This is a genomic window from Arthrobacter sp. GCM10027362, from assembly GCF_042679445.1.
Lineage (GTDB): Bacteria > Actinomycetota > Actinomycetes > Actinomycetales > Micrococcaceae > Crystallibacter.
This window is the reverse complement of sequence record NZ_JBHTML010000013.1, coordinates 1-25187: the sequence shown is the minus strand read 5'-3', so window position 1 is coordinate 25187 and position 25187 is coordinate 1. Positions and strand designations below refer to the sequence as shown.

The 25187-nt window shown below is 68.8% G+C and carries 24 protein-coding genes, 3 tRNA genes and 2 pseudogenes; 17 read left to right on the top strand and 12 right to left on the bottom strand.

Annotation, left to right across the window (positions count from 1 at the left end; genetic code table 11):
- Together ACFQ36_RS04245 and ilvD are read right to left on the bottom strand one after the other, a co-directional pair.
- Window positions 1–1905, bottom strand: coding sequence for an acetolactate synthase large subunit (locus ACFQ36_RS04245; RefSeq protein ID WP_377010953.1), 1905 nt, complete (start codon window positions 1903–1905; stop codon window positions 1–3).
- 334 nt (window positions 1906–2239) lie between these two features.
- A complete protein-coding gene (gene ilvD / locus ACFQ36_RS04240) occupies window positions 2240–3943 on the bottom strand; it encodes a dihydroxy-acid dehydratase (RefSeq protein ID WP_377010951.1) in 1704 nt (567 codons plus the stop codon).
- A 285-nt stretch (window positions 3944–4228) separates the two neighbouring features.
- Between ilvD and ACFQ36_RS04235 the strand changes: the two genes are divergently transcribed.
- The gene (locus ACFQ36_RS04235; protein WP_377010949.1) at window positions 4229–4393 is read left to right on the top strand and encodes a hypothetical protein; all 165 of its coding nucleotides are present in this window, start codon (window positions 4229–4231) and stop codon (window positions 4391–4393) included.
- Between the two features lie 4 nt (window positions 4394–4397).
- Window positions 4398–4850, top strand: coding sequence for a hypothetical protein (locus ACFQ36_RS04230; protein WP_377010947.1), 453 nt, complete (start codon window positions 4398–4400; stop codon window positions 4848–4850).
- A gap of 113 nt (window positions 4851–4963) precedes the next feature.
- On the opposite strand, the gene ACFQ36_RS04225 is transcribed toward ACFQ36_RS04230, so the two are convergent.
- Window positions 4964–5908 (bottom strand): 2-hydroxyacid dehydrogenase, encoded by a 945-nt coding sequence (locus ACFQ36_RS04225; protein WP_377010945.1) that lies wholly within the window; start codon window positions 5906–5908, stop codon window positions 4964–4966.
- Between the two features lie 142 nt (window positions 5909–6050).
- Here ACFQ36_RS04225 and ACFQ36_RS04220 point away from each other — a divergent pair, with 142 nt between their 5' ends.
- The 5 genes from ACFQ36_RS04220 (at window position 6051) to ACFQ36_RS04200 (ending at window position 8381) form a co-directional block, all read left to right on the top strand.
- A complete protein-coding gene (locus ACFQ36_RS04220; protein WP_377010943.1) occupies window positions 6051–6665 on the top strand; it encodes a hypothetical protein in 615 nt (204 codons plus the stop codon).
- Entirely contained in the window at window positions 6662–7741 is a 1080-nt protein-coding gene (locus ACFQ36_RS04215; protein ID WP_377010941.1) for a PQQ-dependent sugar dehydrogenase, read from the top strand. The genes ACFQ36_RS04220 and ACFQ36_RS04215 overlap by 4 nt, the downstream gene beginning before the upstream one ends.
- A 114-nt stretch (window positions 7742–7855) precedes the next feature.
- Window positions 7856–7931, top strand: a tRNA-Lys gene (locus ACFQ36_RS04210).
- Between the two features lie 124 nt (window positions 7932–8055).
- Window positions 8056–8128, top strand: a tRNA-Lys gene (locus ACFQ36_RS04205).
- Window positions 8129–8255: 127 nt separating this feature from the next.
- A complete protein-coding gene (locus ACFQ36_RS04200; RefSeq protein ID WP_377010989.1) occupies window positions 8256–8381 on the top strand; it encodes a hypothetical protein in 126 nt (41 codons plus the stop codon).
- A gap of 165 nt (window positions 8382–8546) precedes the next feature.
- Here ACFQ36_RS04200 and ACFQ36_RS04195 read toward each other — a convergent pair.
- Together ACFQ36_RS04195 and ACFQ36_RS04190 are read right to left on the bottom strand one after the other, a co-directional pair.
- Window positions 8547–8997 (bottom strand): annotated as a pseudogene (locus ACFQ36_RS04195) (DUF6596 domain-containing protein); the annotation flags it as partial.
- A 36-nt stretch (window positions 8998–9033) separates the two neighbouring features.
- Window positions 9034–9426, bottom strand: a complete 393-nt coding sequence (locus tag ACFQ36_RS04190; protein WP_377010939.1) for a MarR family winged helix-turn-helix transcriptional regulator — start codon at window positions 9424–9426, stop codon at window positions 9034–9036.
- Window positions 9427–9579: 153 nt separating this feature from the next.
- Here ACFQ36_RS04190 and bcp point away from each other — a divergent pair, with 153 nt between their 5' ends.
- Entirely contained in the window at window positions 9580–10047 is a 468-nt protein-coding gene (gene bcp / locus ACFQ36_RS04185; protein ID WP_377010937.1) for a thioredoxin-dependent thiol peroxidase, read from the top strand.
- Window positions 10048–10262: 215 nt separating this feature from the next.
- On the opposite strand, the gene ACFQ36_RS04180 is transcribed toward bcp, so the two are convergent.
- Window positions 10263–10550: a MerR family DNA-binding transcriptional regulator gene (locus ACFQ36_RS04180; RefSeq protein ID WP_377010935.1), complete on the bottom strand. Its 288-nt coding sequence runs from the start codon at window positions 10548–10550 to the stop codon at window positions 10263–10265.
- Window positions 10551–10676: 126 nt separating this feature from the next.
- On the opposite strand from ACFQ36_RS04180, the gene ACFQ36_RS04175 reads away from it, so the two are divergent.
- Together ACFQ36_RS04175 and ACFQ36_RS04170 are read left to right on the top strand one after the other, a co-directional pair.
- Window positions 10677–10761, top strand: a tRNA-Leu gene (locus tag ACFQ36_RS04175).
- Window positions 10762–10910: 149 nt separating this feature from the next.
- Window positions 10911–11109: pseudogene (locus ACFQ36_RS04170) on the top strand (hypothetical protein); the annotation flags it as partial.
- A gap of 4 nt (window positions 11110–11113) precedes the next feature.
- Here the strand turns inward: ACFQ36_RS04170 and ACFQ36_RS04165 are convergent.
- Window positions 11114–11371 (bottom strand): hypothetical protein, encoded by a 258-nt coding sequence (locus tag ACFQ36_RS04165; protein WP_377010933.1) that lies wholly within the window; start codon window positions 11369–11371, stop codon window positions 11114–11116.
- A gap of 69 nt (window positions 11372–11440) precedes the next feature.
- The gene (locus tag ACFQ36_RS04160) at window positions 11441–11584 is read right to left on the bottom strand and encodes a hypothetical protein (RefSeq protein ID WP_377010931.1); all 144 of its coding nucleotides are present in this window, start codon (window positions 11582–11584) and stop codon (window positions 11441–11443) included.
- A gap of 409 nt (window positions 11585–11993) precedes the next feature.
- Here ACFQ36_RS04160 and ACFQ36_RS04155 point away from each other — a divergent pair, with 409 nt between their 5' ends.
- From ACFQ36_RS04155 to ACFQ36_RS04130, 6 genes are all read left to right on the top strand, one after another.
- On the top strand, window positions 11994–13667 hold the full coding sequence (locus ACFQ36_RS04155; RefSeq protein WP_377010929.1) for an ABC transporter substrate-binding protein: 1674 nt from the start codon (window positions 11994–11996) through the stop codon (window positions 13665–13667).
- Window positions 13668–13806: 139 nt separating this feature from the next.
- Window positions 13807–15303: a malate:quinone oxidoreductase gene (locus tag ACFQ36_RS04150; RefSeq protein ID WP_377010927.1), complete on the top strand. Its 1497-nt coding sequence runs from the start codon at window positions 13807–13809 to the stop codon at window positions 15301–15303.
- A 16-nt stretch (window positions 15304–15319) separates the two neighbouring features.
- A complete protein-coding gene (locus ACFQ36_RS04145; protein WP_377010925.1) occupies window positions 15320–18448 on the top strand; it encodes an efflux RND transporter permease subunit in 3129 nt (1042 codons plus the stop codon).
- A 60-nt stretch (window positions 18449–18508) separates the two neighbouring features.
- Window positions 18509–19633 carry an FUSC family protein gene (locus tag ACFQ36_RS04140; protein WP_377010923.1) on the top strand — a complete coding sequence of 375 codons (1125 nt, stop codon included), beginning with the start codon at window positions 18509–18511 and terminating at the stop codon, window positions 19631–19633.
- Window positions 19634–19720: 87 nt separating this feature from the next.
- Window positions 19721–20830, top strand: coding sequence for an LLM class flavin-dependent oxidoreductase (locus ACFQ36_RS04135; protein WP_377010921.1), 1110 nt, complete (start codon window positions 19721–19723; stop codon window positions 20828–20830).
- Complete coding sequence (locus ACFQ36_RS04130) at window positions 20823–21287, top strand: MarR family winged helix-turn-helix transcriptional regulator (protein ID WP_377010919.1); 465 nt, start codon at window positions 20823–20825, stop codon at window positions 21285–21287. The genes ACFQ36_RS04135 and ACFQ36_RS04130 overlap by 8 nt, the downstream gene beginning before the upstream one ends.
- A 40-nt stretch (window positions 21288–21327) precedes the next feature.
- Here ACFQ36_RS04130 and ACFQ36_RS04125 read toward each other — a convergent pair whose 3' ends face one another.
- A complete protein-coding gene (locus ACFQ36_RS04125) occupies window positions 21328–22134 on the bottom strand; it encodes a transglutaminase family protein (RefSeq protein WP_377010917.1) in 807 nt (268 codons plus the stop codon).
- Window positions 22135–22419: 285 nt separating this feature from the next.
- Here ACFQ36_RS04125 and ACFQ36_RS04120 point away from each other — a divergent pair, with 285 nt between their 5' ends.
- Window positions 22420–22995, top strand: coding sequence for a TetR/AcrR family transcriptional regulator (locus ACFQ36_RS04120; RefSeq protein ID WP_377010915.1), 576 nt, complete (start codon window positions 22420–22422; stop codon window positions 22993–22995).
- Between the two features lie 15 nt (window positions 22996–23010).
- Here ACFQ36_RS04120 and ACFQ36_RS04115 read toward each other — a convergent pair whose 3' ends face one another.
- The 3 genes from ACFQ36_RS04115 to ACFQ36_RS04105 are packed head-to-tail and all read right to left on the bottom strand — an operon-like array spanning window position 23011 to window position 25181.
- The gene (locus tag ACFQ36_RS04115) at window positions 23011–24153 is read right to left on the bottom strand and encodes a cysteine desulfurase family protein (protein ID WP_377010913.1); all 1143 of its coding nucleotides are present in this window, start codon (window positions 24151–24153) and stop codon (window positions 23011–23013) included.
- Window positions 24154–24168: 15 nt separating this feature from the next.
- Window positions 24169–25047 (bottom strand): carboxylating nicotinate-nucleotide diphosphorylase, encoded by an 879-nt coding sequence (gene nadC / locus ACFQ36_RS04110; protein ID WP_377010911.1) that lies wholly within the window; start codon window positions 25045–25047, stop codon window positions 24169–24171.
- The gene (locus ACFQ36_RS04105) at window positions 25047–25181 is read right to left on the bottom strand and encodes a hypothetical protein (protein WP_377010988.1); all 135 of its coding nucleotides are present in this window, start codon (window positions 25179–25181) and stop codon (window positions 25047–25049) included. Before ACFQ36_RS04105 ends, nadC begins: the two co-directional genes overlap by 1 nt.
- Window positions 25182–25187: the final 6 nt, after the last annotated feature.

Here is a 25187-nt window from a genome sequence, read left to right as displayed (position 1 = left end):
CTAGTCCTCCTCTTCCCAGGCCGGGGTCATGCCGCGGGCAATCTGGATGTCGTCGTTGCTCACGCCGGCGGGGACCATCGGCCACACCATGGCATTGGGGCTGACCACGAAGTCGATGACCACGGGCCGGTCGTTGATCTCCAGGGCCTTGCGGATGGTCGCGTCAATGTCCTCGGCGCGTTCGCAACGCAGTCCCACACAGCCGTAGGCGTCGGCCAGCTTGACGAAGTCCGGGACACGCACCGTCTCGTGGCCGGTGTGCAGGTCGGTGTTGGAGTAACGGCCGTCGTAGAACAGGGTCTGCCACTGGCGGACCATGCCCAGCGAGGAGTTGTTGATCACCGCGACCTTGATCGGGATGTTGTTCAGCGTGCAGGTCGCCAGTTCCTGGTTGGTCATCTGGAAGCAGCCGTCCCCGTCGATGGCCCAGACCACCCGGTCGGGGTTGCCGACCTTGGCGCCCATCGCCGCGGGAACGGAGTAGCCCATGGTGCCCAGGCCGCCCGAGTTCAGCCAGGCATGCGGACGCTCGTACTTGATGAACTGGGCGCTCCACATCTGGTGCTGGCCGACACCGGCCACATACACGCCCTCGGGCCCGGTCAGCTCGCCGATGCGCTGGATGACCCGCTGCGGGGCCATCAGCCCGTCCTCGGGCTCGGTGAAGCCCAGCGGATAGGTCTGGCGCAGCTTGTCCAGCATCGCCCACCACTCCTCCAGCTCCGGCGCGCCTTCGGCGGCAAACAGCTCGCGGCAGGCCTCGGTCAGCTCGGGAATGATCTCCTTGACCGATCCCACGATTGGCACGTCCGCCGCGCGGTTCTTGGAAATTTCCGCCGGGTCGATGTCCGCGTGGATTACCTTGGCCTCCGGGGCGAAGGTGCTGAGCACGCCGGTGACGCGGTCGTCGAAGCGGGCGCCCAGGGTGATCAGCAGGTCCGCCTGCTGCAACGCCGTCACGGCGGTGACCGAGCCGTGCATGCCCGGCATGCCCACGTGCTGCGGGTGCGAGTCCGGGAAGACGCCCCGGGCCATCAGCGTGGTGGTGACCGGGGCCCCGACCAGCTCAGCCAGTTCGCGCAGCTCGGCGGCGGCATGGGCCTTGACCACGCCGCCGCCGACGTAGAACACCGGGCGCTTCGCGGCGGCGATCAGCCTGGCGGCCTCGCGGACCTGCTTGGAGTGGCCCCGGACCACGGTGCGGTAGCCGGGAATGTCGATGCGCGGCGGCCACGAGAACATGGTGGTGGCCTGCTGCGCGTCCTTGGTGATGTCCACCAGCACCGGGCCGGGGCGGCCGGTGGTGGCGATGTAGAAGGCCTCCGCCAGCACGCGGGGAATGTCCGCAGCCTTGGTGACCAGGTACGAATGCTTGGTGATCGGCATGGTGATGCCGACGATGTCCGCCTCCTGGAAGGCATCCGAACCAATGACGGCGCTGCTCACCTGTCCGGTGATGGCGACCATGGGCACGGAGTCCATGTGGGCATCGGCGATGGGGGTCACCAGGTTCGTGGCACCGGGGCCGGAGGTGGCAATGCACACGCCGGCCTTGCCCGTTACCATGGCGTAGCCCTGGGCGGCATGGCCTGCTCCCTGTTCATGGCGCACCAGGATGTGGTTAATCCGGGTGGAATCCATGAGCGGGTCGTAGGTGGGGAGGATGGCCCCGCCCGGCAACCCGAAGACGTCGGTGACGCCCAATTCTTCCAGTGAACGGACAACGGCTTGTGAGCCGGTCATTTCTGTGGGCGGCACGATGGTGTTTGGTCCCTGTACGGGATTGACCGCGTCCACGGTGGAAGAGACAGAGGCAGCTACATCTTTGGTCCTGACAGTGTCACCGGCCTTGGCCGGCGCCTTGTTGGCCATCAGCGAAGGGCTGATGGGCGATCCCTTAGTCATCGGGCTCTTCCTTTACGGATCTTCTGTTGTTGGTTGATGTGCTGGCCGCCAGCCCGGCAAGGGCAAGCGGCTCTGTGCTCTTCATGCAAATAAAAAACCCCGCCGAGCCGGCTGGCTGCGATGGGGTTCCGCGCGTGACGTAGCTTGTCCAGCCGGGCCTAGGCCACGCGCTTGATAACGACTACGACGGTTTCGATCTGCATGGCACTCAGTCTAGGCGTTCCGCGGATACCGGTGTCAAACAACGAACCGCCCATCTCATTATGTGGACGCAGTGTCCAATTATCGGACCCGGCTGCCGGTGCGGCACTCAGGCCGCACCGGCCGGCGGGCATCACCCGCAGTAGGCGCCGGTGGAGGCGGAATTGACCAGCTTGGCGTACTTGGCCAGCACTCCGGAGGTGAACTTGGCCGGCAGCGGCTCCCAGCCTTCCTTGCGGGCCTCGAGCTCGGCCGGCTCAACCAGCAGGTCGAAGCTGCGGGCGGCGATGTCCACCCGGATCCGGTCGCCGTCCCTGACGAAGGCGATGGGGCCGCCATCGACGGCCTCGGGGGCAACGTGGCCGATGCACAGGCCGGTGGTGCCGCCGGAGAAACGGCCGTCGGTCAGCAGCAGCACGTCCTTGCCCAGGCCTGCACCCTTGATGGCACCGGTGATGGCGAGCATCTCGCGCATGCCCGGGCCGCCCTTGGGGCCCTCGTAACGGATCACGACGACGTCGCCGGGCTTGATCTGCCCGTTGTCCAGGGCATCCAGGGCGCCCTGCTCGCGCTCGAAGACGCGGGCGGTGCCCTCGAAGACGTCGGCGTCGAAGCCGGCGCTCTTGACCACGGCGCCTTCAGGCGCCAGCGAACCGTGCAGGATGGTGATGCCGCCGGTCTTGTGGATCGGGTTGTCGATGGCGCGCAGCACCTTGCCGTCCGGGTCCGGCGGATTGATCGCGGCCAGGTTCTCGGCCACGGTCTTGCCGGTGACGGTCAGGCAGTCCCCGTGCAGCAGGCCGGCGTCGAGCAGCGCCTTCATGATCACCGGCACGCCGCCGATCTTGTCCACGTCGAACATCACGTAGCGGCCGAACGGCTTCAGGTCGCCCAGGTGCGGGATCCTGTCGCCGATGCGGTTGAAGTCGTCGAGGGTCAGGTCCACCTGGGCCTCGCGGGCGATGGCCAGCAGGTGCAGCACCGCGTTGGTGGAGCCGCCGAAGGCCATGGTGACGGCGATGGCGTTCTCGAAGGCCTTCTTGGTCATGATGTCGCGGGCGCGGATGCCCTGGCGCAGCAGCTCCACCACGGCCTCGCCGGACTTGTGCGCGAACATGTCGCGGCGGCGGTCGGCCGAGGGCGGGGCGGCGGAGCCGGGCAGCGACATGCCCAGGGCCTCGCCGATGCAGGCCATGGTGTTCGCCGTGTACATGCCGCCGCAGGCCCCCTCACCCGGGCAGATGGCCCGTTCGATGGAATCGAGGTCCTTCAGGCTCATCTTTCCGGCAGCACAGGCGCCCACGGCCTCGAAGGCATCGATGAGCGTGACTTCCTTCTCCGAACCGTCCTCAAGCTTGGCAAAGCCGGGCATGATCGAGCCGGCGTAGAGGAAGACCGAGGACAGGTTCAGGCGGGCCGCTGCCATGAGCATGCCGGGCAGCGACTTGTCGCAGCCGGCCAGCAGCACCGAGCCGTCCAGGCGCTCGGCCTGCATCACGGTCTCCACGGAGTCGGCGATGACCTCCCGGGAAACCAGCGAGAAGTGCATCCCCTCGTGGCCCATCGAGATGCCGTCGGAGACGGAAATGGTGCCGAACTGCATCGGGAAGCCGCCGCCGGCAAAGACGCCTTCCTTGGCGGCCTGGGCCAGGCGGTTCAGCGACAGGTTGCAGGGGGTGATTTCATTCCAGGAACTGGCGACACCGATCTGCGGCTTTGCGAAATCGTCGTCCCCCATCCCCACGGCTCGGAACATTCCGCGTGCAGGCGCCGCATGGATGCCGTCGGTGACAACACGGCTGCGCGGTTTGATATCGGGAGTTGCTTCGGGGCTCATAGTTATTGATTCTATGACCAGCTTGAGGCCTGCCCGGCCATGTTACGGCGCGCCGGCCTGCAGACCAGCGGCACGATGCCGCGGCGGCCCATCCAGCAGCCCGAGCACGGCGATGCCGCGCTTTCCGAAGACCTCCGCGCCCTGCGGGCGGTACAGCAAACCGGGGCAGGAACGTTTCCCCGAAGCCGGACTTTTCGGCGAGCACGACCCCGGTTTGGGAATCCTACGTTTCGGGATAAGAATCGCTGGATTGATCTTCACTTTGGTTCCGGAAATAATTGCGCCGTGATAATTGCAGCCGCCCTGTCCGTCTTCGCCGTTGCTGCCGTGGCGGCCAGGCTCGCCGTCGTCATCTACCCGGACCGTGGGCCGGTCCCCCGCAGCCATGCCTGGCAAGCACGGGAAACGGACTACTTTGCCCTCCCGGCGAAGTCCCTGAACGCGTTCTGACCGCATGCCCGGGAGCGACGAACTCAAGGAGACTCTCAGCGGCATCTTCGATGCGCAGATCCCCAACCACGGGGACTACAACCTCGTCCTTGCCAGCGCCCGGCCGGGCCTGCGCGCGGCCGCACTGGGCCGCCCGCCGCGCTGCTACGTGCTGGGCTACCGCTGGAGGCCGCACGAGCTGGTGATTGCCCCGGTCGACGCGGCCTCGCTGACCGCCGGCAGCACGCCGGTCACCATCAACATGACCAACCTCTCCCACGCCGTCCGGCGGGCCGAAAGGCACGCCGCGGACAAGGGCTGGGCGGAAAAAGAGTATGAAGTCGGCAACACCACCGGGCGGATCTTCCGCTTCGGCGTGGCCGCCGAAGGCCTGCTCCCCGGCAGCGGCAGCATTGACCAGGCGGGGGATGCCGAAGACTTCCACAACTTCATGGCCTCGCTTATCAGCATGGCCTGAGCATTCAGCGGCTGCCCCGTCCCTCGCATGCTCGGGACGGGGACCCCTGCCGCTTCCCTGGCGCTCCCCCAGTGTCGCTGGCGTGCCCGTTCGCGGCCACTCCGCACGCTGAGTCAGGCGAAGGAACCGGGCTGGACCAGGTTGTCCGGTTTCTCCCCCTGCGCCAGGCGCACCAGCTGGCCGCGCAGCAGCTTCACCATCCGTGGACCGAAAGCGGTCGTATTGCCACCTACGTGTGGGGAAATGATGATGTCTTCGCATTGCCACAGCGGATGACCGGCCGGAACCGGCTCCGGGTCGAAGACATCCACCGCGGCCTTCAGCCTCCCGGCCAGCACTTGGGCGGTCAGCGCCGCCGAGTCCACCACTGCCCCGCGGCCCACGTTGACCAGCAGGGCCCCGTCCGGCATGGCCTCGAGCACCTCGGCATCCACCAGATGGTACGTGGTTTCATCCAGCGGAGTGGCCACAATCATCACGTCGCAGCGGCCGGCCAGCGCCACCAGTTCGTCCGTCCCATGCACCCGCCCGGCGTCGTCGTCCCGGGCCGTGCGCCCCACGCGGGCCAGTTCGACTTCGAACGGCTCCAGCCGGCGGGCGATTTCCCGTCCGATACCGCCAACGCCAACCAGCAGGACCCGGCTGTCCGCCAGGGACCGGCGGCGCACGGAATTCCATATCCCGGCGGACTGGTCCCGGACCATCTGGTCGATGCCGCGCAGCGATGCCAGAGCCAGGCCGACGGCGAGTTCGGCAGTGGAGGCCGCATGGACGCCGGCGGCACTGGCAATGGCGACCTGCGGACCGACCAACTCGGCTATGCCCTCATAGCCGGTGGTCTGGGTCTGCACGAGCTTGAGCTGCGGCAGTGTGCCAAGCACGCGCCAATCGTTGCCTGCCACATACGGCAGGACCACGGCGTCGATATCCTGTGCCCGCACTCCTTCCGGATCTCCGCGAAGATCCCACAGCCCGGCGGTCAACCCGGCCGGCAGCGGTGCGAGCGCCTCCAGCAGCGCCGGGTCCGGGAAGGTAATGGTAGTGATCGCCTGAACCATGAGGTGAACACTAGCGGATAGGCCCGGCAGCGAACCCGCCCGGCCCGTCCGAGGCCGTCCGCACGGACTATGGACAGGTCCCGGCCGTGGTCGTAACGTACGCATCAAACGGCGTGGGAAGTTTCTCCGGGAAGGCAGCGCCATGGCACTCATCTGGACACTGGCCATTGCCGCGGGTGCGGCGCTGATTTGGCGGCTGACCCACCGGTCCGCCGACAGTACGGCTGCGGGTGCTCCCGGCGCAGCGGCTCCGGGACCGGGGGGCACGCCGGCCGCAGTGACCGCGGGCGGCACCCCCTTAAACGGCGCTTCTTCAGGCAGCACTTCCTTACTGGAGGCCGTTCCGCGTCCGGCCGGCGCAGCCGCGGCACCCGCCGAGGAGGAACCGATCGACGGCTGGACGCAGAGCGCTGCGGACACGGCGGCGTCGGAGCCGCCGGTGGAAGACCAGTACATTGAGGACATCTCCGTGGCCCCGCACGCCACGCCCCTCGATCCGGGCTCGGAGCCATCCCCCTGGCTGATCCGGATGACCACCCCGGCATCTCCGGCCGAGCCCCCGGCACGCCGGCGGCGGCCGGAGACCGCACCGACAAAAGGAACCGATATGCAGGACAGGACCAGCAGCGAAGGCACCGCGGCCGACGAACCCGGGCTGCACCAGGACACCCTGTACGACGAAAGCGAATGGGCCGGCGACGACAGTGAGCGCCTCGTCGATCCGGAAGCCGGCGAAGCTGGCCCGCGCGGCCAATGAAGCGCGACGGCCGCAGGCTGCACAGCCGGCTTCCCACCGGAACGATGCTGGCGGCCGGCGCCGTGCTGCTGCTGGGGGCCTGCACGGCGCCCGGCAGTACCGGCGCCAGCGGGTCCGCACCCGGCGCCGTCGTCGGACCCGTGGCCACCGTGGCCACCGGGCTGGATTTGCCGTGGTCCATCGCCGTCCTGCCCGACGGCAGCGCCCTGGTCTCGGAAAACGATTCCGGCCTGATCAAACATATTTCCGACGGTGTGACCGTGGCAGCGGCGCCGGTGCGGCCGGCACCGGACCCCGCGGGCGAGGGCGGCCTGCTCGGATTGGCGCTGAGTCCCGGCTTCGCCAAGGACCGGAGGGTGTACGCCTACCTGACCACCAGGCAGGACAACCGGGTGCTCAGCTACCGCTGGCAGGACGAACAGCTGACGGACGCGCGGGTGATCCTCTCCGGCATCCCCAAGGCGCGCGTGCACAACGGGGGACGGCTGAAGTTCGGTCCCGACGGCTACCTGTACATCGGCACCGGCGACGCCATGAACCCGCGCTCGGCGCAGGACCGCGACTCCCTGGCCGGGAAGATCCTCCGGGTCACCAGGGACGGCGCCCCGGCCCCGGGGAATCCATTCGGCCACAGCCCCGTCTACAGCTACGGACACCGCAACGTCCAAGGACTTGCCTGGGATTCCTCCGGCCAGCTGTGGGCCAGCGAGTTCGGCCCGGACCGTGATGATGAGCTGAACCGGATCAAGGCCGGCGGCAACTATGGCTGGCCTTCGGTCACCGGTGCACCCGGGGACTCCCGGTTTATCGATGCCGCCTATGTCTGGCCGTCAACGGCGGTGGCCTCGCCCAGCGGCCTGGCCATTGTCGACGATGTCGCGTGGCTTGCCGCGCTGCGCGGGCAGCGGCTCTGGGAGGTCCGGCTGGGCCGGACGATCAGGGACGGGGATGTGAGCGACAGCCTGGTCCAGGAATACGGCAGGCTGCGCGACGTCACCGAGGCCCCGGACGGCAGGCTCTGGATCCTGACCAATGATGCCAAGCCGGACCGGATGCTGGCGCTGCGTGTGAAGTAGCCCTCAGCGGCCTTGGCCGATTTCACTTTCACCCGTGAATCGTGTAGTGTTTCATGTCGTTGCGAGGGAAAACGCGAGGAAAATTCCGAGCGGGAAATCCCCGAAAACACAACTGCGCCTCTAGCTCAACTGGCAGAGCAATTGACTCTTAATCAATGGGTTCCGGGTTCGAGTCCCGGGGGGCGCACCAGAAGCGAACCGGCTTCGGCCAGACAGTATGTCCGGCCGGTGGCGGTTCTCTTTTTGCCCGGAAACGGGCAGATCGCCATGGAACACTCCCGGCGGAGCATGCTTCCAGGGGCGAACGCAGCACTGCGCCTCTAGCTCAACTGGCAGAGCAATTGACTCTTAATCAATGGGTTCCGGGTTCGAGTCCCGGGGGGCGCACTTCCGAAACCCGCCGGACCAGGCGACACGACTGGTCCGGCGGGCTTCTTTTATGCCTCGGTACGGGAATGTGATCCACCTACAAGTGGTGCAGCGCGGCCGGCGAGACCCAACCCGCGAAATACACTTGGATGCCCTACCAGCGTCCTGCGGCCGGGGCCTGGGCCTGGGCCAGGGCCAGAATCTGACCGAGTCCGAAGTGGAGCGGATGAAGAACCTCGGCCATAACGGCAACAGGATGTGGAAGACCTGACCATGACCGGCTGCGAGCCGAACGAGCACGCGGAAGCCACCCGCTAAAGCAGGGAACCGCGGCAGGGTCCTCCCGCGTGCCTGTTGTCGCTAAGCTTCCCCGCCGGCAACGCGTCGTGCAGCCGGTCTCGACCCACCTGCTCACTGTGAGCCGACCGCCTTGGCCGTCGGCGTGGAGTGCCGCCATGGCGGCCTGGGCCTGGAACTCGCCCAGCCGGTCGCGGGCGGAATCGCCTGCAGGATTTCGGCGCCCTCGGCGATCAACCCGGTATCCCACCGGCCACGGTCCTGCTCGGTGAGAGGCACCAGGCTGCCGTCGGGGGCGGTCCGGGCGTCGCGCCGGGCGTGGTGGAGCAGCATGAGCGCGAGCAGCCCCGCCACTTCGGGGTGGTCGACCGCGGCCGCAAGCTGCCGGGTGAGCCGTATGGCCTCGGCTGCGAGGTCGACGTCGCCGGGCTGATCGAAACGCACGCCGGAGACGGTGCGCTTGGCCGGCTGATGCGCTGCGCCATGGTCGCCTCGGGCACCAGGCAGGCCTGCGCGATCTGGCGGGTGGTCAACCCGCCGACGGCGCGCAGCGTGAGCGCGACCGCGGACGACGGCGTCAGCGACGGGTGGGCGTGCCAGCCGGAACCGCTTCAGTCCTGGGCGGATCAGCCGGCCTGCGGCGGTCCGGCCATGCTCCAGCGGCTGCTGCCCAGCCGCCGGATGATCCCGCGCAGCAGCTCCTGCAGTTCTTCCGTGGCCTGCTCCGAATCCCCGCCCAAGGTACGTTCAAGCTCGCGGGAGCGGGCCAGGGCCGATTTGCCCAGCTCGGAGATGGACACCCGGTGGGCCCGCCGGTCCGTCTCGCTGCGGGTGCGCACAACATGCCCATGAGCCTCCAGCCGGGACAAGGTCTTGCCCATGGTCTGGGCTTGGACCCGGGCGCGGGCGGCCAGCAGCGTCTGTGCCATGGGGCCTTCCGACTCCAGCACTTCCAAGGCAATGACCCCGGCATGGGTCAGCCCCAGGTCGGCAAGTTTTTCATTCCAGGCATGTTCCACCAGGCGAGCGGCTGTCGAAAGCAGACGCGGCGTAGGCCAGCTGTTTAAATCGGGCACCCTATAATTATAAGTCGGCCGGGCATAAGGAAACCCTTCGCTAAGCTGATGCGACATTGCCGCCCCCTTCCGCCCCTTCAATTGAGGAGCCAGCCCATGGCTGAACGACTGACCGCCGGCGACGCCGCACCGGATTTCACCCTGCAGGATTTCGAAGGCCGGGAAGTGTCACTCGCAGACTTCCGCGGACGCAACGTGGTGGTTTATTTCTACCCCGCTGCCTCGACGCCTGGCTGCACCAAGCAGGCCTGCGACTTCCGCGACAACATCGCCTCGCTGCAGGGAGCCGGCTACGACGTCGTCGGCATTTCTCCGGACCCCCTGCCGAAGCTGGCCAGGTTTGCCGAGAAGGAATCCCTGAATTTCCCGCTGCTGTCCGATCCGGACCATGCCGTGGCCGAGGCATACGGTGCCTGGGGCGAGAAAAAGAACTACGGCAAGGTCTACGAGGGCCTGATCCGATCCACCCTGGTGGTGGATCCTGACGGCAAGGTGGCACTGGCCCAGTACAACGTCCGCGCCACCGGCCATGTGGCCAAGCTGCGGCGGGACCTGGGCCTGTGATTGGGTCGTCCCACTCCAGCTAGTGCGGCGACGTCGCGGCCCCACCGGTGGTGCTTGTGGCTCGGGTAGTTGGAGTTGGCCAGGGTGGACCGGCCGCACGGCGGCACCGGATCGCCTCCGGCCGAGGCCGGGATCATCGTGCCCCTCCCCCGGGGTCGGCCCGCACACCACACACGGTCAGCCATATCATCAGACCGTCACCTATCCGGAACCGGTCAACCTTTGCGGCCAAAACGCCAAGCGGCCTCGCAGGCCTTGTGCCGGTGGTTGACGAGGTCCCGCAGCTGGTCCGCCGGCCAGGGCATCGTCGCCGACGTTGAAGCGGACCCCCAGTGCGTCCCAGCCGGCCACCAGCTCCTGCACGCCGGGATCCTCGGCAGGCGTTCGCCGGCGGCCAGCAGGCCGATGGCGTCATAGTGGTGCAGCGTACGCACCGTGATACCTGTGGCCCGCGCCAGTTCGTCAATGCTCCGGCGCCGCGTGCCGTTCCGAATCCGATCCACGGAGCCATGCTGATCCGATCCACGGAGCCATGCTCGAACCTGACGCCGCGGCAGGCTCAAGCGTTCTGCCCGCTGGCGCTGTGGGTACAATTGTCAAGTGCCGGACCGCAAGGCCGGCACTTGCATGCGCGAGTGGCGAAATTGGCAGACGCGCTGGATTTAGGTTCCAGTGTCTTCGGACGTGCGGGTTCAAGTCCCGCCTTGCGCACCAGGAGTGATTCCGCAGCCGCGTCTCCAGGCAACCGGTCTCCACCGGCCTGCAGCAGGCGTTCAACGGCTCCCAGTCCTTCAGCCCAGGACGGGCCCTGCCGTTTCTCTTAGGAACCGGCACAGTCTATGCCCAGGTCCAGGCGGGGCAACGGCGGCAGGCCGGAAACCGCCGAATGGGGCCGGATGCCCACTTAAGCGCCGGATGCCCACTTAAGCACAGACCGAACTCGGGACAGCACCCCGGCTCGCCTTCCTGCCGGGTACGTGCACTGACGTCACCGCGCTGGGCTTCACCCTGCCGGGCGAATCCATGCGGGAAGCCCCGGATCCGAAGGCCCGGAGAACGTAACCGGTCAGCGCAGGCGGCGGCGCTGCCGGGCCATGTGCATCATCGCGGCGAACCCGGCGACGAAAGCCAGCTCGAATACTGCCAGCGCCAGTACCCAGCCCCACAGGCCTTCGCCCACGGCCAGGACCATGCCGAGGACCACGAACAGCGATCCAAGCACCAGGACGAAGACGGCAAAGCCGATGGCGACGGCCTCGCTGCGCATGCCGGTCCGGAAGCCGAAGCCTTCGGGACGGTGGTCTTCATTGAATGCGGACGTCACAACACCATCTTCGCGCAACTGCGCCGAATTAGCAGCCGCATTGGCAGCGGTACATCCGGTTCGTGCCGGTCAGGAGAGGATGTCCGGATCTTCACCGGTCACCATCCCATCGCCCATGACCGGGACCAGCAGGCGCCACGTGTACGGGTGCCGCGGATTGGTGAAGACCTTCTCTGAAAAGGCGGCCCCCACCAACTCTCCGCCCTTCATCACACACGCGTAGTCCGAAACCAGCCGCACCACCGCGAGGTCGTGCGAGATGAAGAGGCAGCTCGTGCGGCGGGGCGACCCGGTCCATCAGTTCCCGTACCCAGGCGGCCCGTACCCGGGCGGCCCGTACCCGGGCATTGCCCGCCGGCAGGCGCGCAGCGGCTCATCGAGGATCCGGGCGATGGTGAACGTGGGTCCAGCGACGAATACGGATTTTGGAACACCGATGGTCCGCAGGCCCGGGGCGGGGCCCTCGGCGGCTAGCGTTTACCCGCCTCCCGCCCCTCGCAGGCTCGGGGCGGGGCCCTCGGCGGCTAACGTTTACCCGCCTCCCGCCCCTCGCAGGCTCGGGGCGGGGCCCTCGGCGGCTAAACTGGGAATCCATCCACCCGCCAGCCCCAGGAGCACCAGCTTGAGCACATCCCCCGCGCGCCGCACTGTCCTGAAGGCCGGTGCCGCGGCCGCGGCGGTGCTGTTGACGGGCTGCACCTCCACCCCGTCGTCCCCTGCCTCCACCGGCACCTCCCCGGCCCCGTCGGCCACCCCGGAAAAGCTGAGCTTCACCATGGGTACAGCGGCCAGCCCGGCAGGCCTGGATGCCGCCCTGGTCAGGGACAGCGAGTCCTTCCGGGTGACCCGGCAGATCCTGGAAACGCTCATCGGGGTCGACCCGGACACCGGCGTGCCGGCGCCGCGGCTGGCCACCGGGTGGGAGGAGCTCGACAACCGGCGCTCCTACAGGTTCACGCTCCGCTCCGGGGTCACCTTCCACGATGGCACCGCCTTCAACGCCGAGGCCGTCCGGGTTAACTTCCAACGCTGGTTCAACCTGCCGAAGAAGATCCGCCCGGCCGAGGGCCGGTTGCCGTTCGAGGCGGTGTTCGGCGGCTTTGCGGACAGCCCGGGGGATTCGCTGTATGTGGACTGCAAAGTCCTGGGCCCGCTCGAGGTCCAGCTGGACCTGAGCCGGCCGTACACCGGGCTGGTGGCGGCCCTGTCCTCGCCGGCCTTCGGCATCTCCTCCCCCGCGGCGCTGGCCAAGGGCAAGGCGGACGAGCTGACCGAAGAGCGCAACGGCGCCAAAGTCTCAGCCTACGCGCTGCATCCGGTCGGCACGGGTCCCTTCAAGCTGGCCAGCTGGGAGGGCGACGCTGTGATGCTCTCCGCCTTCGACGGCTACTGGGGTGCGGCCAGCCAGGTTTCGACGGTTGCGTTCAAGGTGCTGCCCCACCCGGCAACCCGGGTCCGGGAACTGCTGGCCGGGGAGATCGACGGCTATGACCTGGTCACCCCCGGGACCTACGCGGACCTCGCCCGCAACGGCATGCAGGTGCTGCAGCGGGACCCGTTCGCCGTGCTGTACCTGGGCATGAACCAGTCCTCCGGCCCGCTGGCCGACATCCGCATGCGCCAGGCCATTGCCCACGCCGTCGACCGCCGTGCCGTCATTGACAGCTTCTTCCTCAAGGGCACCAACGAGGCCCGCCAGTTCATTCCGCCCAGCCTCGGCGTCAACAACGAGGACATCACCTACTATGGGTACGATCCGGAGCAGTCCCAGTCGCTGCTGAAGGCGGCGGGGTACGACGGCGAGCCGCTGACCTTCCACTACCCGCTCAACGTCACCCGTGCGTACCTGCCCACCCCGGAAAAGGTGTATGCAGAGCTCAGCCGCCAACTGACCGCCGTGGGCATCAACATCAAGCCGATGCCGCTGGCCTGGGACGAGGGCTATCTGCAACGTGTGCAGGGCACGGACAAGCACGCCCTGCACCTGGCCGGCCTCAGCGGCAGCTACCGCGATCCGGACAACTTCGTGGGCACGCTCTTCGGCGCGCCCAGCGCCGAGTTCGGCTTCAAGAGCGCCGTGATTTTCAGCCGGATCGCCCGGGCCAAGGCGCTGCCGAACGGTCCGGAACGCACCCAGGCGTATCTGGACATCAACGACCTGCTGGCCAGGCGCCTGCCCGCCCTGCCGCTGGCCTTCCCGATTTCCGCGCTGGCCATGGGCCCGAGGGTCCAGAGTTATCCCGCCAGCTCGATGCTGGACGAGGTCTACAACCTCGTGCGGCTGCAGTCCGGCTGAGGACCGGGGCCGGCAACCGTACCACGACCGGCGCGGATGCGGCTGTCTACCAGATCACAAATCCGGTGGGAAATTTCGGTCCGGCCACACGCTGGGGGTAACCTCAATACGCTGGCAAAGCTGCTACGGGAGATTGAAGTTGACTGCAAACACCCCTTCGGGAACAACTACCTCAGATATCGACGTTGCCCTGGTCGGTGGCGGAATCATGAGCACCACGCTCGGTTCCTTCATCAAGCAGCTGCAGCCGGAGTGGAGCATCAGCCTCTTCGAGAATCTGGGCCAGGCCGGACTGGAAAGCTCCGATCCCTGGAACAATGCGGGCACCGGCCACGCGGCGCTGTGCGAGCTGAACTACTCCCCCGCCGGGGCGGACGGTTCGGTGGCCACCGGCAAGGCCGTGGGCATCAACGAACAGTTCCATGTCTCCCGCCAGTTCTGGTCCCACATGATCAGCAGCGGGCACATCGGATCCCCGAAGGAATTCATCAACCCGATCCCGCACATGAGCTTCGTCTGGGGCGATGCACACGCCGAATATCTGAAGCGCCGCTACGAGGCGTTCAAGGCCGAGCCGGTGTTCGAGCAGATCCAGTTCACCGAAGATCCGGCACAGCTGGCCGAATGGGCTCCGCTGGTCATGGCCGGCCGCGACCCGCGCCAGCACGTGGCCGCCTCCCGCGTGGTCGGCGGCACGGACGTGGACTTCGGCGCGCTCAGCCGCAAGCTCGCCGCCTACCTGGCCGGCAACGGAGCCGGGATCAACTACGAACACCGGGTCACCGACATCGCCCGCGACACGGACGGCCGCTGGAAACTGAAGGTCAGGGATAAGGCGACCGGGCAGCAGAAGACAGTCCGCGCCCGCTTCGTCTTCGTCGGTGCCGGCGGCGGCGCCCTGCACCTGCTCCAGCGTTCCGGCATCCCCGAGGCCAAGGGCTACGGCGGCTTCCCCGTCTCCGGCCAGTTCCTGCGCTGCACCGACGGTTCGGTGATCGCCCGCCATGCGGCCAAGGTCTACGGCCAGGCGGCCGTCGGTGCTCCGCCAATGTCCGTGCCGCACCTGGACACCCGCTTCGTCGACGGCCAGCGCTCGCTGCTGTTCGGCCCGTACGGCGGTTTCTCCCCCAAGTTCCTCAAGACGGGATCCTTCCTGGACCTGCCGCTGTCCGTCCGGCCGTCCAACCTGGTTCCGATGCTCGCCGTGGCCAAGGACAACCTGGGCCTGGTCAAGTACCTGGTCACCGAGGTGCTGAAGACCCGCGAAGGCAAGAACCAGGCCCTGCGCGAGTTCGTCCCGCAAGCCGACGGGGACCAGTGGGAGCTGATCACCGCGGGCCAGCGCGTCCAGGTGATCAAGAAGGACCCCAAGAAGGGCGGCGTGCTGCAGTTCGGCACCGAGGTCATCACCTCCGCCGACGGCAGCATCTCCGGCCTGCTGGGCGCCTCCCCGGGTGCCTCCACGGCCGCGCCCATCATGGTCCAGGTGCTCGAGCGCTGTTTCCCCACCGAGTTCAGGAACTGGGAACCGCGGCTGAAGGAAATGATCCCGGGCTACGGCGTGAAGCTGAACGACAACCCGTCCCTGCTGGCGGAGATCACTGCCGACACCAACCGCGTGCTGCAGCTGGGCTGACGCCCGGCCGCCTCCCATGCATAAGCTGGCCACGCTGTCCCTGGCGAACCGGGCGCTGATCGCCCTCATCACGGTTTTCGTGGCCGTCTTCGGGGTTATCACCATGGGTTCCCTGAAACAGGAACTCATCCCCTCGCTCGAATTTCCGCGGGTCACCGTGCTGACCTCCATGCCCGGGGCTTCGCCGGAAGTGGTGGACAAGCAGGTCAGTGAGCCGCTGGAACGTGCGCTGAACGCGGTGGAGGGCCTTGAGTCCTCCACCGCAAGTTCGCGCACCGGCATGTCCACGGTCAACCTGACGTTCGTCTACGGCACCAACCTGGACCGGGCGCGCAGCCAGGTGGACCGGGCCATCTCCAATGCCCGCCAGCTGTTGCCGGAGGATGTGTCCCCGCAGTCGCTCGCGGGCAGCATCAGCGACTTCCCGGTGGTCTTCATGGCCGTCTCCTCCGACCTGCCGCTGGGCGAACTGAACACCGAGCTGCAGCGGCTGACCGTGCCGAAGCTGCAAAAGCTCGACGGCGTGCGCGGGGCCGAGGTCAGCGGCGGCGCGCGCCGGCACATCGCGATCCTGCCGGACCAGGACGAACTCAGGGCCCGCGGCCTGACCGCGTCCGCAATCGCGGACAGCCTGGAGAACAGCGGCGGACTGGTGCCCGCCGGCGCCGTCGAACAGGAGGGCAAATCCCTCTCGGTGCAGATCGGCAGTCCGCTGGACAGCCTGAAGGCAATCCGGAACCTGCCGCTGGCCGCCCGGGCAGCGGCCGGGCCGGCCACCATCGGCGACGTGGCCGGCGTCAGGATCGCCGACGACGAACGCACCTCCATCACCCGAACGAACGGCGCCGAAACCCTTGCCCTGGCCGTCACCAAGACCCCCGACGGCGACACCGTGGGCATTTCGAAGGCGATCAGCGCGATCGTGCCCGAATTGGAGGCCGAGCTCGGCCATGGCGCGAAGATCACCACGGTGTTCGACCAGGCGCCCTTCATCGAAAAGTCCATCAAGGACCTCACCACCGAGGGCCTGCTGGGCCTGGGCTTTGCGGTGCTGGTCATCCTGGTTTTCCTGCTCTCGGCCAGGGCCACGGTGATCACGGCCATCTCCATCCCGCTGTCGCTGCTGGCCACCTTCATCGCCCTGGCCGCGCTGGACTACTCGCTGAACATCCTGACCCTGAGCGCGCTGACCATCGCGATCGGCCGGGTGGTGGATGACTCGATCGTGGTGGTGGAGAACATCAAGCGCCACCTCGGCTACGGCGAGGCCAAGCGCACTGCCATCCTCACCGCCGTGCGCGAAGTGGCCGGCGCCATCACGGCCTCCACGCTGACCACGGTGGCCGTGTTCGCCCCCATCGCCTTCGTGGGCAACCTCGCCGGCGAGCTGTTCCGGCCCTTCGCGGTTACCACCGCGCTGGCCCTGCTGGCTTCGCTGGCGGTGTCCCTGACCATCGTGCCGGTGCTGGCCTACTGGTTCGTGAAGTCCCCGGAGGCCCGGCTGGACCCGGACCAGGTGCGCGCAGCCGCCGCCGCAACGGAACATGCATCCAAGCTGCAGCGCAGCTACCTGCCGGTGTTGGCCGGCACCCAGCACCATCCGGTGGTGACGCTGGTGGCGGCGGTGCTGATGCTGGCCGGCACGGCGGCGATGGTGCCGCTGATGCAGACCAACCTGCTGGGAGATTCCGGGCAGAACAGCTTCAGCCTCAGGCAGGAAATGCCCGCCGGCAGCAGCCTGGCCGCCACCAACGCCGCGGCGCAGAAGGTGGAGAACCTGCTCGATTCCACCGATGGCATCCAGGACGTCCAGGTCACCCTCGGCAACTCCACTGCCGGACTCGGCGGGTTCCTCTCCGCGGGCACCAATGTCGCCCAGTTCACCGTCATCACCGAAGAGGGCGCGGACCAGGAGGCGCTGCGCGAATCCGTGCGCACCGCCGTCCAGGCCCTGCCCCGGGCCGGGGCCATTACCCTGGGCACCCAGGGCGGCGGTTTTGGCACCTCCAGCACGGTGGATGTGACCCTGTCCGCGGCGGATCCGGAGGACCTGAAGGCCGCCTCCGATGCCCTGGCCAAGGAACTGGCGCAGGTCCCGGGCGCGGCCGAGGCCGCCAGCAACCTCGCCGCCGAGGAACCGGTAGTCAGGGTCCGGATCGACAGGGCCAAGGCCGTGGCGGCCGGCCTGAGCGAGCAGGAGGTGTCCGGCCTGCTGGCCGCTGCCATCAGCCCGCTGCCGGGCGGCACCGTGCGGATCGGGGCCACCGACTACCCGGTCCGGATCGGCACGGGCCGGCAGTTCACCAGCGTCGACGAACTGCGCGGTGTCCGCCTTCCCACCTCGGCCGGCCGCATCCCGCTGACGGACCTGGCGACGGTCAGCGAAGAACGGGTCCCCACCACGATCACCACCTCCGGCGGGGAACGGACCGCCGTCGTCGCCGTGACCCCGGACGGGGACAACCTCGGCGCGCTCAGCGCCGAGGTCCGGGCCCGGCTGGACGCCACCGCCCTGCCGGCCGGAGTCACCGCCACCCTCGGCGGCGCGGCCACGCAGCAGGCCGAGTCCTTCCAGCAGCTGGGCCTGGCCCTGCTGGCGGCCATCGCGATCGTGTACGTGATCATGGTGGCCACCTTCAAGAGCCTGGTCCAGCCGCTGATCCTGCTGGTCTCCGTGCCGTTTGCGGCCACCGGCGCCATCGCCCTGCTGGTCATCACGCAGATCCCGCTCGGCCTGCCCTCGCTGATCGGCATGCTGATGCTGGTCGGCATCGTGGTGACCAACGCCATCGTGCTGATCGACCTGATCAACCAGTACCGCCGCGGCACGCCGGGCCGCCCGGGCATGAGCGCGGCTGACGCGATCCGGCACGGCGCCCGGCAGCGCCTGCGCCCGATCCTGATGACGGCGCTGGCAACCGTCTTCGCCCTGACACCCATGGCCCTGGGGCTCACCGGAGAGGGCGGGTTCATCTCCCAGCCGCTTGCCGTCGTCGTCATCGGCGGCCTGGTGTCCTCGACGGCGCTGACGCTGGTGCTGGTGCCGGTGCTCTACCGACTGGTGGAAGGCCGGCACGAGCGCCGTGCGGCACCGGCCACGGAGCCGGATCCGGATGCGGAAGCGGTCGGCGCCCCGGTCCACTGACCTACAGCGGGCGGCGCTGCCTTTTGACTTGCCCGGGCACCCTGCTGCAAGAATCGAATCATGGCTACCGCCCGCCCAGGCCGCCAGTCCGATCCCGGTTCCACTGCTTCGCTGCGCCCGCAGGGCGCGCTCCGGCGCACCCTGCGGTCCGTCCTGCGCTGGCCCCGGCTCCAGCTCGCCCTGAAGGCCGCGCTGGCCGCGGGCCTGGCCTGGACCGTCGCGCTGGCCGTTCCGGGCACGGCCCAGGAATATCCCTACTATGCTCCGGTGGGGGCCCTGCTGAGCATGTACCCCACGGTGGCCGGCTCGGTGAAGACGGCGGCCCAGACGCTGGCCGGCCTGCTGCTGGGTATCGGGCTGGCCTGGCTGCTGATGATCTGGGCCGCACCCAATGCCCTGTCCGTGGGACTGCTGGTCTGCCTCGGCGTACTGCTGGCCGGCATTCCGCGGCTGGGCGCAGGCAAGGACTGGGTGCCGATGGCCGCCTTGTTCGTGCTGCTCGTGGGCGGGTCCGACGCCGGGGACTATTCCACCGGCTACCTGGTCCAGACCGCCTTGGGTGCGGCGGTAGGGATCACCGTCAACTTCCTGGTCTTCCCGCCGCTGCATTTCAACGCCGCCGCCGACCAGCTGGACCAGCTCCGGCAGGATCTGGCGGATCAGCTGGACCAGATGACCGCGGCCCTGCTCGAACCGTGGCCGCCCGACCACCGGGATTGGTCCGGCCGCAGCGAGGACCTGGCACTGCGGAGCTCGCGGGTCCGGACGGCGGTCGAGCAGGCGGCCCAAAGCAGCAAAGGCAACCCGCGCCGGCGGCTGCATCCGCGCAATCTGGACGCCGACCAGCGGCGGCTGCGCGCGCTGGAGGACATGGTCTTCCAGATCCGGGACATGACGGATGTGCTCGCCGCGGTCATCTGGGAAGAACGCCTGCGGATTCCCCCGCGGCTGGTCGACCCGCTCGCCGAGGCCATGGCCGCCGCGGCCGCTGCCATCCGGGGCATGGACGACGATGACCCGGGGCAGCTGCTGAACGAGGCGTCCGGCAGGCACCGGGACCTGATGCGGGAACTGGACCTGCGGGCCTCGCTGGAGAATCCGGCCGCCGCCGCCGGCTCCCTGTCGGTGAGCCTGAGCCGGATCCTAACGGCCCTGGAAAAAAGCGGCGATCCGGGGCGGGAATGAATCGTCGCCGCCGGCTGTTGGCTCAGTAGATGCAATTGCATGTAAACTGGCGGCGGCCGACCGGCCGCTTTCGAGAGAGGACCCGCCATGGAAATCGGCGTATTCAGCGTCAGCGACATTACCCAGGACCCCACCAACGGGCGCATGCCCACCGAGCGCGAGCGGATCAAAGCCATGGTCGCCATCGCCCGGAAGGTCGAGGAGATCGGCATGGATGTCTTCGCCATCGGCGAGCACCACAACCCGCCGTTCTTCTCCAGCTCCCCCACCACCCTGCTCGGCTACATCGCCGCCCAGACCGAGCGCATCACCCTCTCCACCGCCACCACGCTGATCACCACCAATGACCCGGTGAAGCTGGCCGAGGACTACGCCATGCTCCAGCAGCTCGCCGACGGCCGGGTGGACCTGGTGCTGGGCCGGGGCAACACCGCACCGGTGTACCCGTGGTTCGGCAAGAACATCCAGGACGGGTTGCCGCTGACGGTGGAGAACTACGCGCTGCTGCGCAAGCTCTGGGACGAGGAAGTGGTCAACTGGCAGGGCAAGTACCGCACGCCGCTGCAGAACTTCACCTCCACGCCCCGCCCGCTCGACGGCGTTCCGCCCTTCGTCTGGCACGGCTCCATCCGCACCCCGCAGATTGCCGAGCTGGCCGCCTACTACGGCGACGGCTTCTTTGCCAACAACATCTTCTGGCCCAAGGAGCACTACATGCGCCTGATCAGCCTGTACCGCGAACGCTACGCCCACTACGGGCACGGCTCCGCGGACCAGGCGATCGTGGGCCTGGGCGGGCAGTTCTTCATGCGGAAGAACTCCCAGGACGCCGTCAACGAGTTCCGCCCGTACTTCGACAACGCCCCGGTGTACGGCCACGGCCCGTCGCTGGAGGATTTCACCGCGCAGACCCCGCTGACCGTCGGCAGCCCGCAGGAGGTCATCGAGAAGACCCTCAGCTTCGCGGACTACTTCGGCGACTATCAGCGCCAGCTGTTCCTGATCGACCATGCGGGCCTGCCGCTGAAGACGGTGCTGGAGCAGCTGGACCTGTTCGGCGAGGAGGTCCTGCCGGTACTGAAGAAGGAATTCGCCGCCCGCAAGCCGGCCCACGTGCCCGAGACCCCCACGCATGCCAGCCGCAAGGCGGCACTGCAGGCGAGGCGGGCCGCCCAGCAGGCAGGCGCCCGTGCCTGAGCAGGAACGGCTGCCGGATGTGCGCACCACCGCGCAGGCGTGGGAATCGCTGTTCCGTGCCCAGGTGGCGGTGATGCGGCGCCTGCAGGCGCTGCCGGAGTTCAGGAAGCTGTCCATCCGCGAGTACGACGTGCTGTTCAACCTCAGCCGCTGCCCCGGCGGCTGGACCCGGCTCAACGAACTGAACGAGGGACTGCTGATCAGCCAGCCGAGCCTGAGCCGGATGGTGGACCGGCTGGAGGCCAAGGGCATGGTCCGGAGGCGCACCGCCGAGCAGGACCAGCGCGGCATCGAGATCTCGCTCACCGACACCGGGCGCGAGCTGCAGCGGGCCATCGGCCGGGAGCATGTGCGCCACCTGCACGAGATGATCGCCCCGGCGCTCTCCGCGCAGGAATTCGGCCAGCTCCAAACGCTCACGGACAAGCTGCGGGCGGGCCTGAAGCAGGGCCGCTGACGCACCGGCAGCCACCCCGGCACAGCAAGCGGGAGAGGGGTCAGCCCAGCTGCACCAGCGCCGTGGGGTCAGGATCCGGCACGGGTTCGTCGATCTCGGCCGTGACCTTGAGCTCCGTCAGGGACAGGCTTCCCCCCACTGTGGACAGGAAGGCCGTATCGGAGGCGTCGCGCCCGGTGGCGATCCGCAGCAGGCTGTGGCGGGAGGCCAGGCCGGTGGCGTCGACCACCTGCCAGGCGCCGTCGATATAGGCCTCGGCCACGGCGTGGAAATCCATCGGGGCCAGGCCCGGCGCGTAGACGGCTGCCAGCCGGGCCGGAACGTCCTTGGCGCGCAGCAGCGACACCGCCAGGTGCGCGTAGTCCCGGCACACCCCGCGCCGGGCCAGCAGGGTATGCACCGCCCCGTCGGTGGGGCGCGAGGAGCCGCTGACGTAGCTGAGTTCCTTGCCCACCCACCTGCGCACGGCAGCCAGCAGCTCGGTGCCCTGCAGGCTGCCGAATTCGGCGTAGGAAGTGGGCAGCAGCTGGTCGGACTCGCAGTACCTGCTGGGCCGGACGTACCGCACCAGCTCCACCTCGTCGGAATCCTCCGGCACGGCCTTGCCGGTCACGGTGGCCGAATACTCCAGCTCCACTGTTGAGGGGTCGGCCACTTTGAGCAGGTGCAGGCGGCCACCGTGCACGTCCTCCGCCTCCCGCACCTGGGCCGGCTCCGAGTTCACCAGCACCGTCAGCTGTTCGTCGAAGCTGGCGAAGCCGGGGTTCCGTGCCGCCGCCACGGCGAAGACCATGGAGGTGTTGGCGGTGGTCTTGGCGGAAATCCGGGCCGAAACGGCTCGACGCATGAATGCTCCTGTTCAAATAACTCCCTGCGGCCCGCATCCGGGCCGTCCCAATTATGGGCCCACCGTGCCCCCTCGAGGCAAACACGGCGCCGGCCCGGCTCGCGGTGGGGCGCCCGGCGGAGCGGGCACCACAGGAACCACCCCGACAGCCGTGCCGTGAATGCCTTCCCTCCGGGGAAGGGAGGATGTCAAAGTTGTGGTGACCGGCGGCCATGACGTCACGTCCCTTTGCCGCCGGCTGGCCGGGTCCGGAAATCGTCCGGCAAATACGGAAGGAGGGCCCGGATGCCGCGGATCAGTGCCCCGACCGTCGCCGAGCACCGGGCGACGCAGCAGCGTGCGCTGCTGGCCGCGGCGCGGGCGCTGCTCGCCGCCGACCCGGAACACGTTCCGTCCCTGGCCGATATCGCCAGGCAGGCCGGTTTGGCCCGGCCGAGCGTCTACCAGTACTACAGGTCGCGGGAGGACCTCTTTGCCGCCCTGGTGGCGGACACCTTCCCGCGCTGGTCCCGGCGGATCACCGGCGCGATGGGGGCGGAGCCGGATCCCGGGCGCAAGGTCATGGCCTATGTGATGGCCAACCTGGACCTGATCCAGGAAGGCGAACACGCCGTCGGCCGCGCCCTGGCCGCCGCCGCCCCCGGCACCGCCGTGCATGAGCACAGGGCCCGGTTGCATGCGCAGCTGCTGGAACCGGTGATCGTGGCCCTGGGCGAGCTCGGGGCCCCGGATCCGGCCATGACCGCGGAAATGATCAACGCCGTCGTCTTCACCGCCTCGCGCCTGCTGGAATCCGGCTCGGCCGAGGCCGGCGTCCGGGCCCGGGTGGCCGAACTGCTCGGCCCGTACCTGATCCGCTGACGGCCCGGGCGCCGCTCAGCGGATCAGTGCCTGCACCTGCCGGACGGCGGCAACGACGGAGCGGGCGGCCAGGGCCACCTCGGCCTCCTGGACGGAGGCGGGCAGGGTCAGCCGGACCGCCGTCTGCGCGACGGCGGGATCGATGCCCATCGCCAGCAGCACCGCAGAGGGCTCGTCCGAGCCGGCATGGCAGGCCGAGCCGGAGGAGCAGACGATCCCGCGGCGCTCCAGTTCCAGCAGCACCGCCTCGCCGGAGGTGCCGGGGAAACAGAACGAGGCGCTGCCCGGCAGCCGATCCTGCGGGTGCCCGGTGAGCACTGCCTCCGGCAGGGCGTCCAGCACCTGCCGCACCAGATCGTCGCGGTAACGGGCCAGCCGGGGCGCAGCCTCGGCCCGTTCGGCCTCGGCCAGTGCCAGGGCAGTGGCGGTGCCGACGGCGCCGGCCACGTTTTCGGTGCCGGAGCGCCGGCCGCGTTCCTGGCCGCCGCCGTGGACCAACGGCTCCAGCGGGAGCCTGCCGGCCAGGTAGAGCAATCCGCTGCCCTTGGGGGCGCCGAGCTTGTGCCCGGAAAGGCTCAGGGCGTCCGCGCCGAGTCCGGCCACATCCAGCGGCAGCCAGCCGGCAGCCTGGACCGCGTCGACATGGAACGGGACGCCCGCCGCCTTGCAGAGCCTGCCGATTTCGGCGACCGGCTGGACGGTGCCCACCTCGTTGTTGGCGTACATCACCGAACACAGCGTGGTCTCGGCAGTCAGCGCGGCCTCCAGCGCGGCCAGGTCCACCGTCCCGGTCCCGTCCACCGGGATCCGCGTGGTGCGGAAGCCGTGGAAGCGCTCCAGGTACTCCGCTGCTTCCTGCACCGAGGGGTGTTCAACCGCGCTGGTCACCAGGTGCCGGCCGCGCGGGCGGGCCAGGGCAATGCCCTTCACGGCCAGGTTGTTGGCTTCGGTCCCGCCGGAGGTGAAGACGATTTCCCCGGGCCGGCAGCCGAGGACCCCCGCCGCCTTGCCTCGGGCGTACTCCAGCGCCCGGGACGCCGCTTCCCCCACCGTGTGGTGGCTCGAGGGATTGCCGAAGTCCTGGGTCAGTGCGGGCCACATCGCCTCGAGCACCTCGCGGCGCACCGGGACCGTTGCCGCCGAATCCAGGTAGATCATCCGCCGTCCCTCCCCTCAGGCGTTCCCGCCGATGCGGATGTCCAGGCCCAGGTCCAGGGACCGCACGCTGTGGGTCAGCGCCCCCGAAGAGATCACGTCCACCCCGGTGGCGGCAATCTGCGCCACGGTTTCGAGCCGGACGTTGCCACTGGCCTCCACGGTGGCGCGGCCAGCCACCTGTTCGACGCCGGCCCGCAGCTGCTCGATGCTGAAGTTGTCCAGCATGATGGTGTCCACCCCGGCGGCCAGTACCGGCTCGATCTGCTCCGGCGAGTCCACTTCCACTTCGAAGTGCACGGTGTGCGGCAGCGAGGCCTTGGCCTGCGCCAGCGCCTCGGTCAGGTTCCGGGTGCCCCCGCGGGTGAGCACTGCCAGGTGGTTGTCCTTGGCCATCACCGCGTCCGAGAGCGAGTACCGGTGGTTGTGGCCGCCGCCGCAGCGCACGGCGAAGCGCTCCAGGGCGCGCAGTCCCGGAGTGGTCTTGCGGGTGTCGGCGATCCGGGCCCTGGTGCCGGCGGTTTCCCGCACGAAGGCGGCCGTCTGGGTGGCGATGCCACTCAGGCGCTGGAGCAGGTTCAGCCCCACCCGCTCGCCGAGCAGGACGGCCCGTGCGCCGCCGCTGATCACGGCCAGCACCTGGCCGGCCTCGAAGGCCTCGCCGTCGGCTACCTTCAGGACCACGTCCACGCCCGCGTCGACCTGGCGGAAGACCGTGCGCAGCACCTCGGCACCGGCGAAGACACCGGGCTCGCGGGCGGTCAGCTCGGCGGTGGCCGTGGCCTCGGCGGGGATCAGCGCCTCGGAGGTCACGTCCCCCCACGGCGCATCCTCGGCCAGGGCGGCGGCAACGATCCGCTCCACGGCGGGCTGGTGGGCGGGCTGGATGGGGGCCATCAGTGTTCCTGTTCCTTGACGAAGCTGAGCCGGTCCCGGGTGGCGGGCGGCCGGGGATGGTCGGTGCGGTAGTGCGCGCCCACCGAGTTCGCCCGGGCGGCGGCCGCGGCGGTGACCAGCCGGGCGGCGGTCAGCAGGCC

Excerpts from the sequence above, each read along its gene's own strand:
- ACFQ36_RS04245 (WP_377010953.1), bottom strand. The coding sequence starts at position 1,905 with ATGACTAAGGGATCGCCCATCAGCCCTTCGCTGATGGCCAACAAGGCG.
- ilvD (WP_377010951.1), bottom strand. The coding sequence starts at position 3,943 with ATGAGCCCCGAAGCAACTCCCGATATCAAACCGCGCAGCCGTGTTGTC.
- ACFQ36_RS04230 (WP_377010947.1), top strand. The coding sequence starts at position 4,398 with ATGCCCGGGAGCGACGAACTCAAGGAGACTCTCAGCGGCATCTTCGAT.
- ACFQ36_RS04225 (WP_377010945.1), bottom strand. The coding sequence starts at position 5,908 with ATGGTTCAGGCGATCACTACCATTACCTTCCCGGACCCGGCGCTGCTG.
- ACFQ36_RS04220 (WP_377010943.1), top strand. The coding sequence starts at position 6,051 with ATGGCACTCATCTGGACACTGGCCATTGCCGCGGGTGCGGCGCTGATT.
- ACFQ36_RS04215 (WP_377010941.1), top strand. The coding sequence starts at position 6,662 with ATGAAGCGCGACGGCCGCAGGCTGCACAGCCGGCTTCCCACCGGAACG.
- bcp (WP_377010937.1), top strand. The coding sequence starts at position 9,580 with ATGGCTGAACGACTGACCGCCGGCGACGCCGCACCGGATTTCACCCTG.
- ACFQ36_RS04145 (WP_377010925.1), top strand. The coding sequence starts at position 15,320 with ATGCATAAGCTGGCCACGCTGTCCCTGGCGAACCGGGCGCTGATCGCC.
- ACFQ36_RS04140 (WP_377010923.1), top strand. The coding sequence starts at position 18,509 with ATGGCTACCGCCCGCCCAGGCCGCCAGTCCGATCCCGGTTCCACTGCT.
- ACFQ36_RS04135 (WP_377010921.1), top strand. The coding sequence starts at position 19,721 with ATGGAAATCGGCGTATTCAGCGTCAGCGACATTACCCAGGACCCCACC.
- ACFQ36_RS04125 (WP_377010917.1), bottom strand. The coding sequence starts at position 22,134 with ATGCGTCGAGCCGTTTCGGCCCGGATTTCCGCCAAGACCACCGCCAAC.
- ACFQ36_RS04120 (WP_377010915.1), top strand. The coding sequence starts at position 22,420 with ATGCCGCGGATCAGTGCCCCGACCGTCGCCGAGCACCGGGCGACGCAG.
- ACFQ36_RS04115 (WP_377010913.1), bottom strand. The coding sequence starts at position 24,153 with ATGATCTACCTGGATTCGGCGGCAACGGTCCCGGTGCGCCGCGAGGTG.
- nadC (WP_377010911.1), bottom strand. The coding sequence starts at position 25,047 with ATGGCCCCCATCCAGCCCGCCCACCAGCCCGCCGTGGAGCGGATCGTT.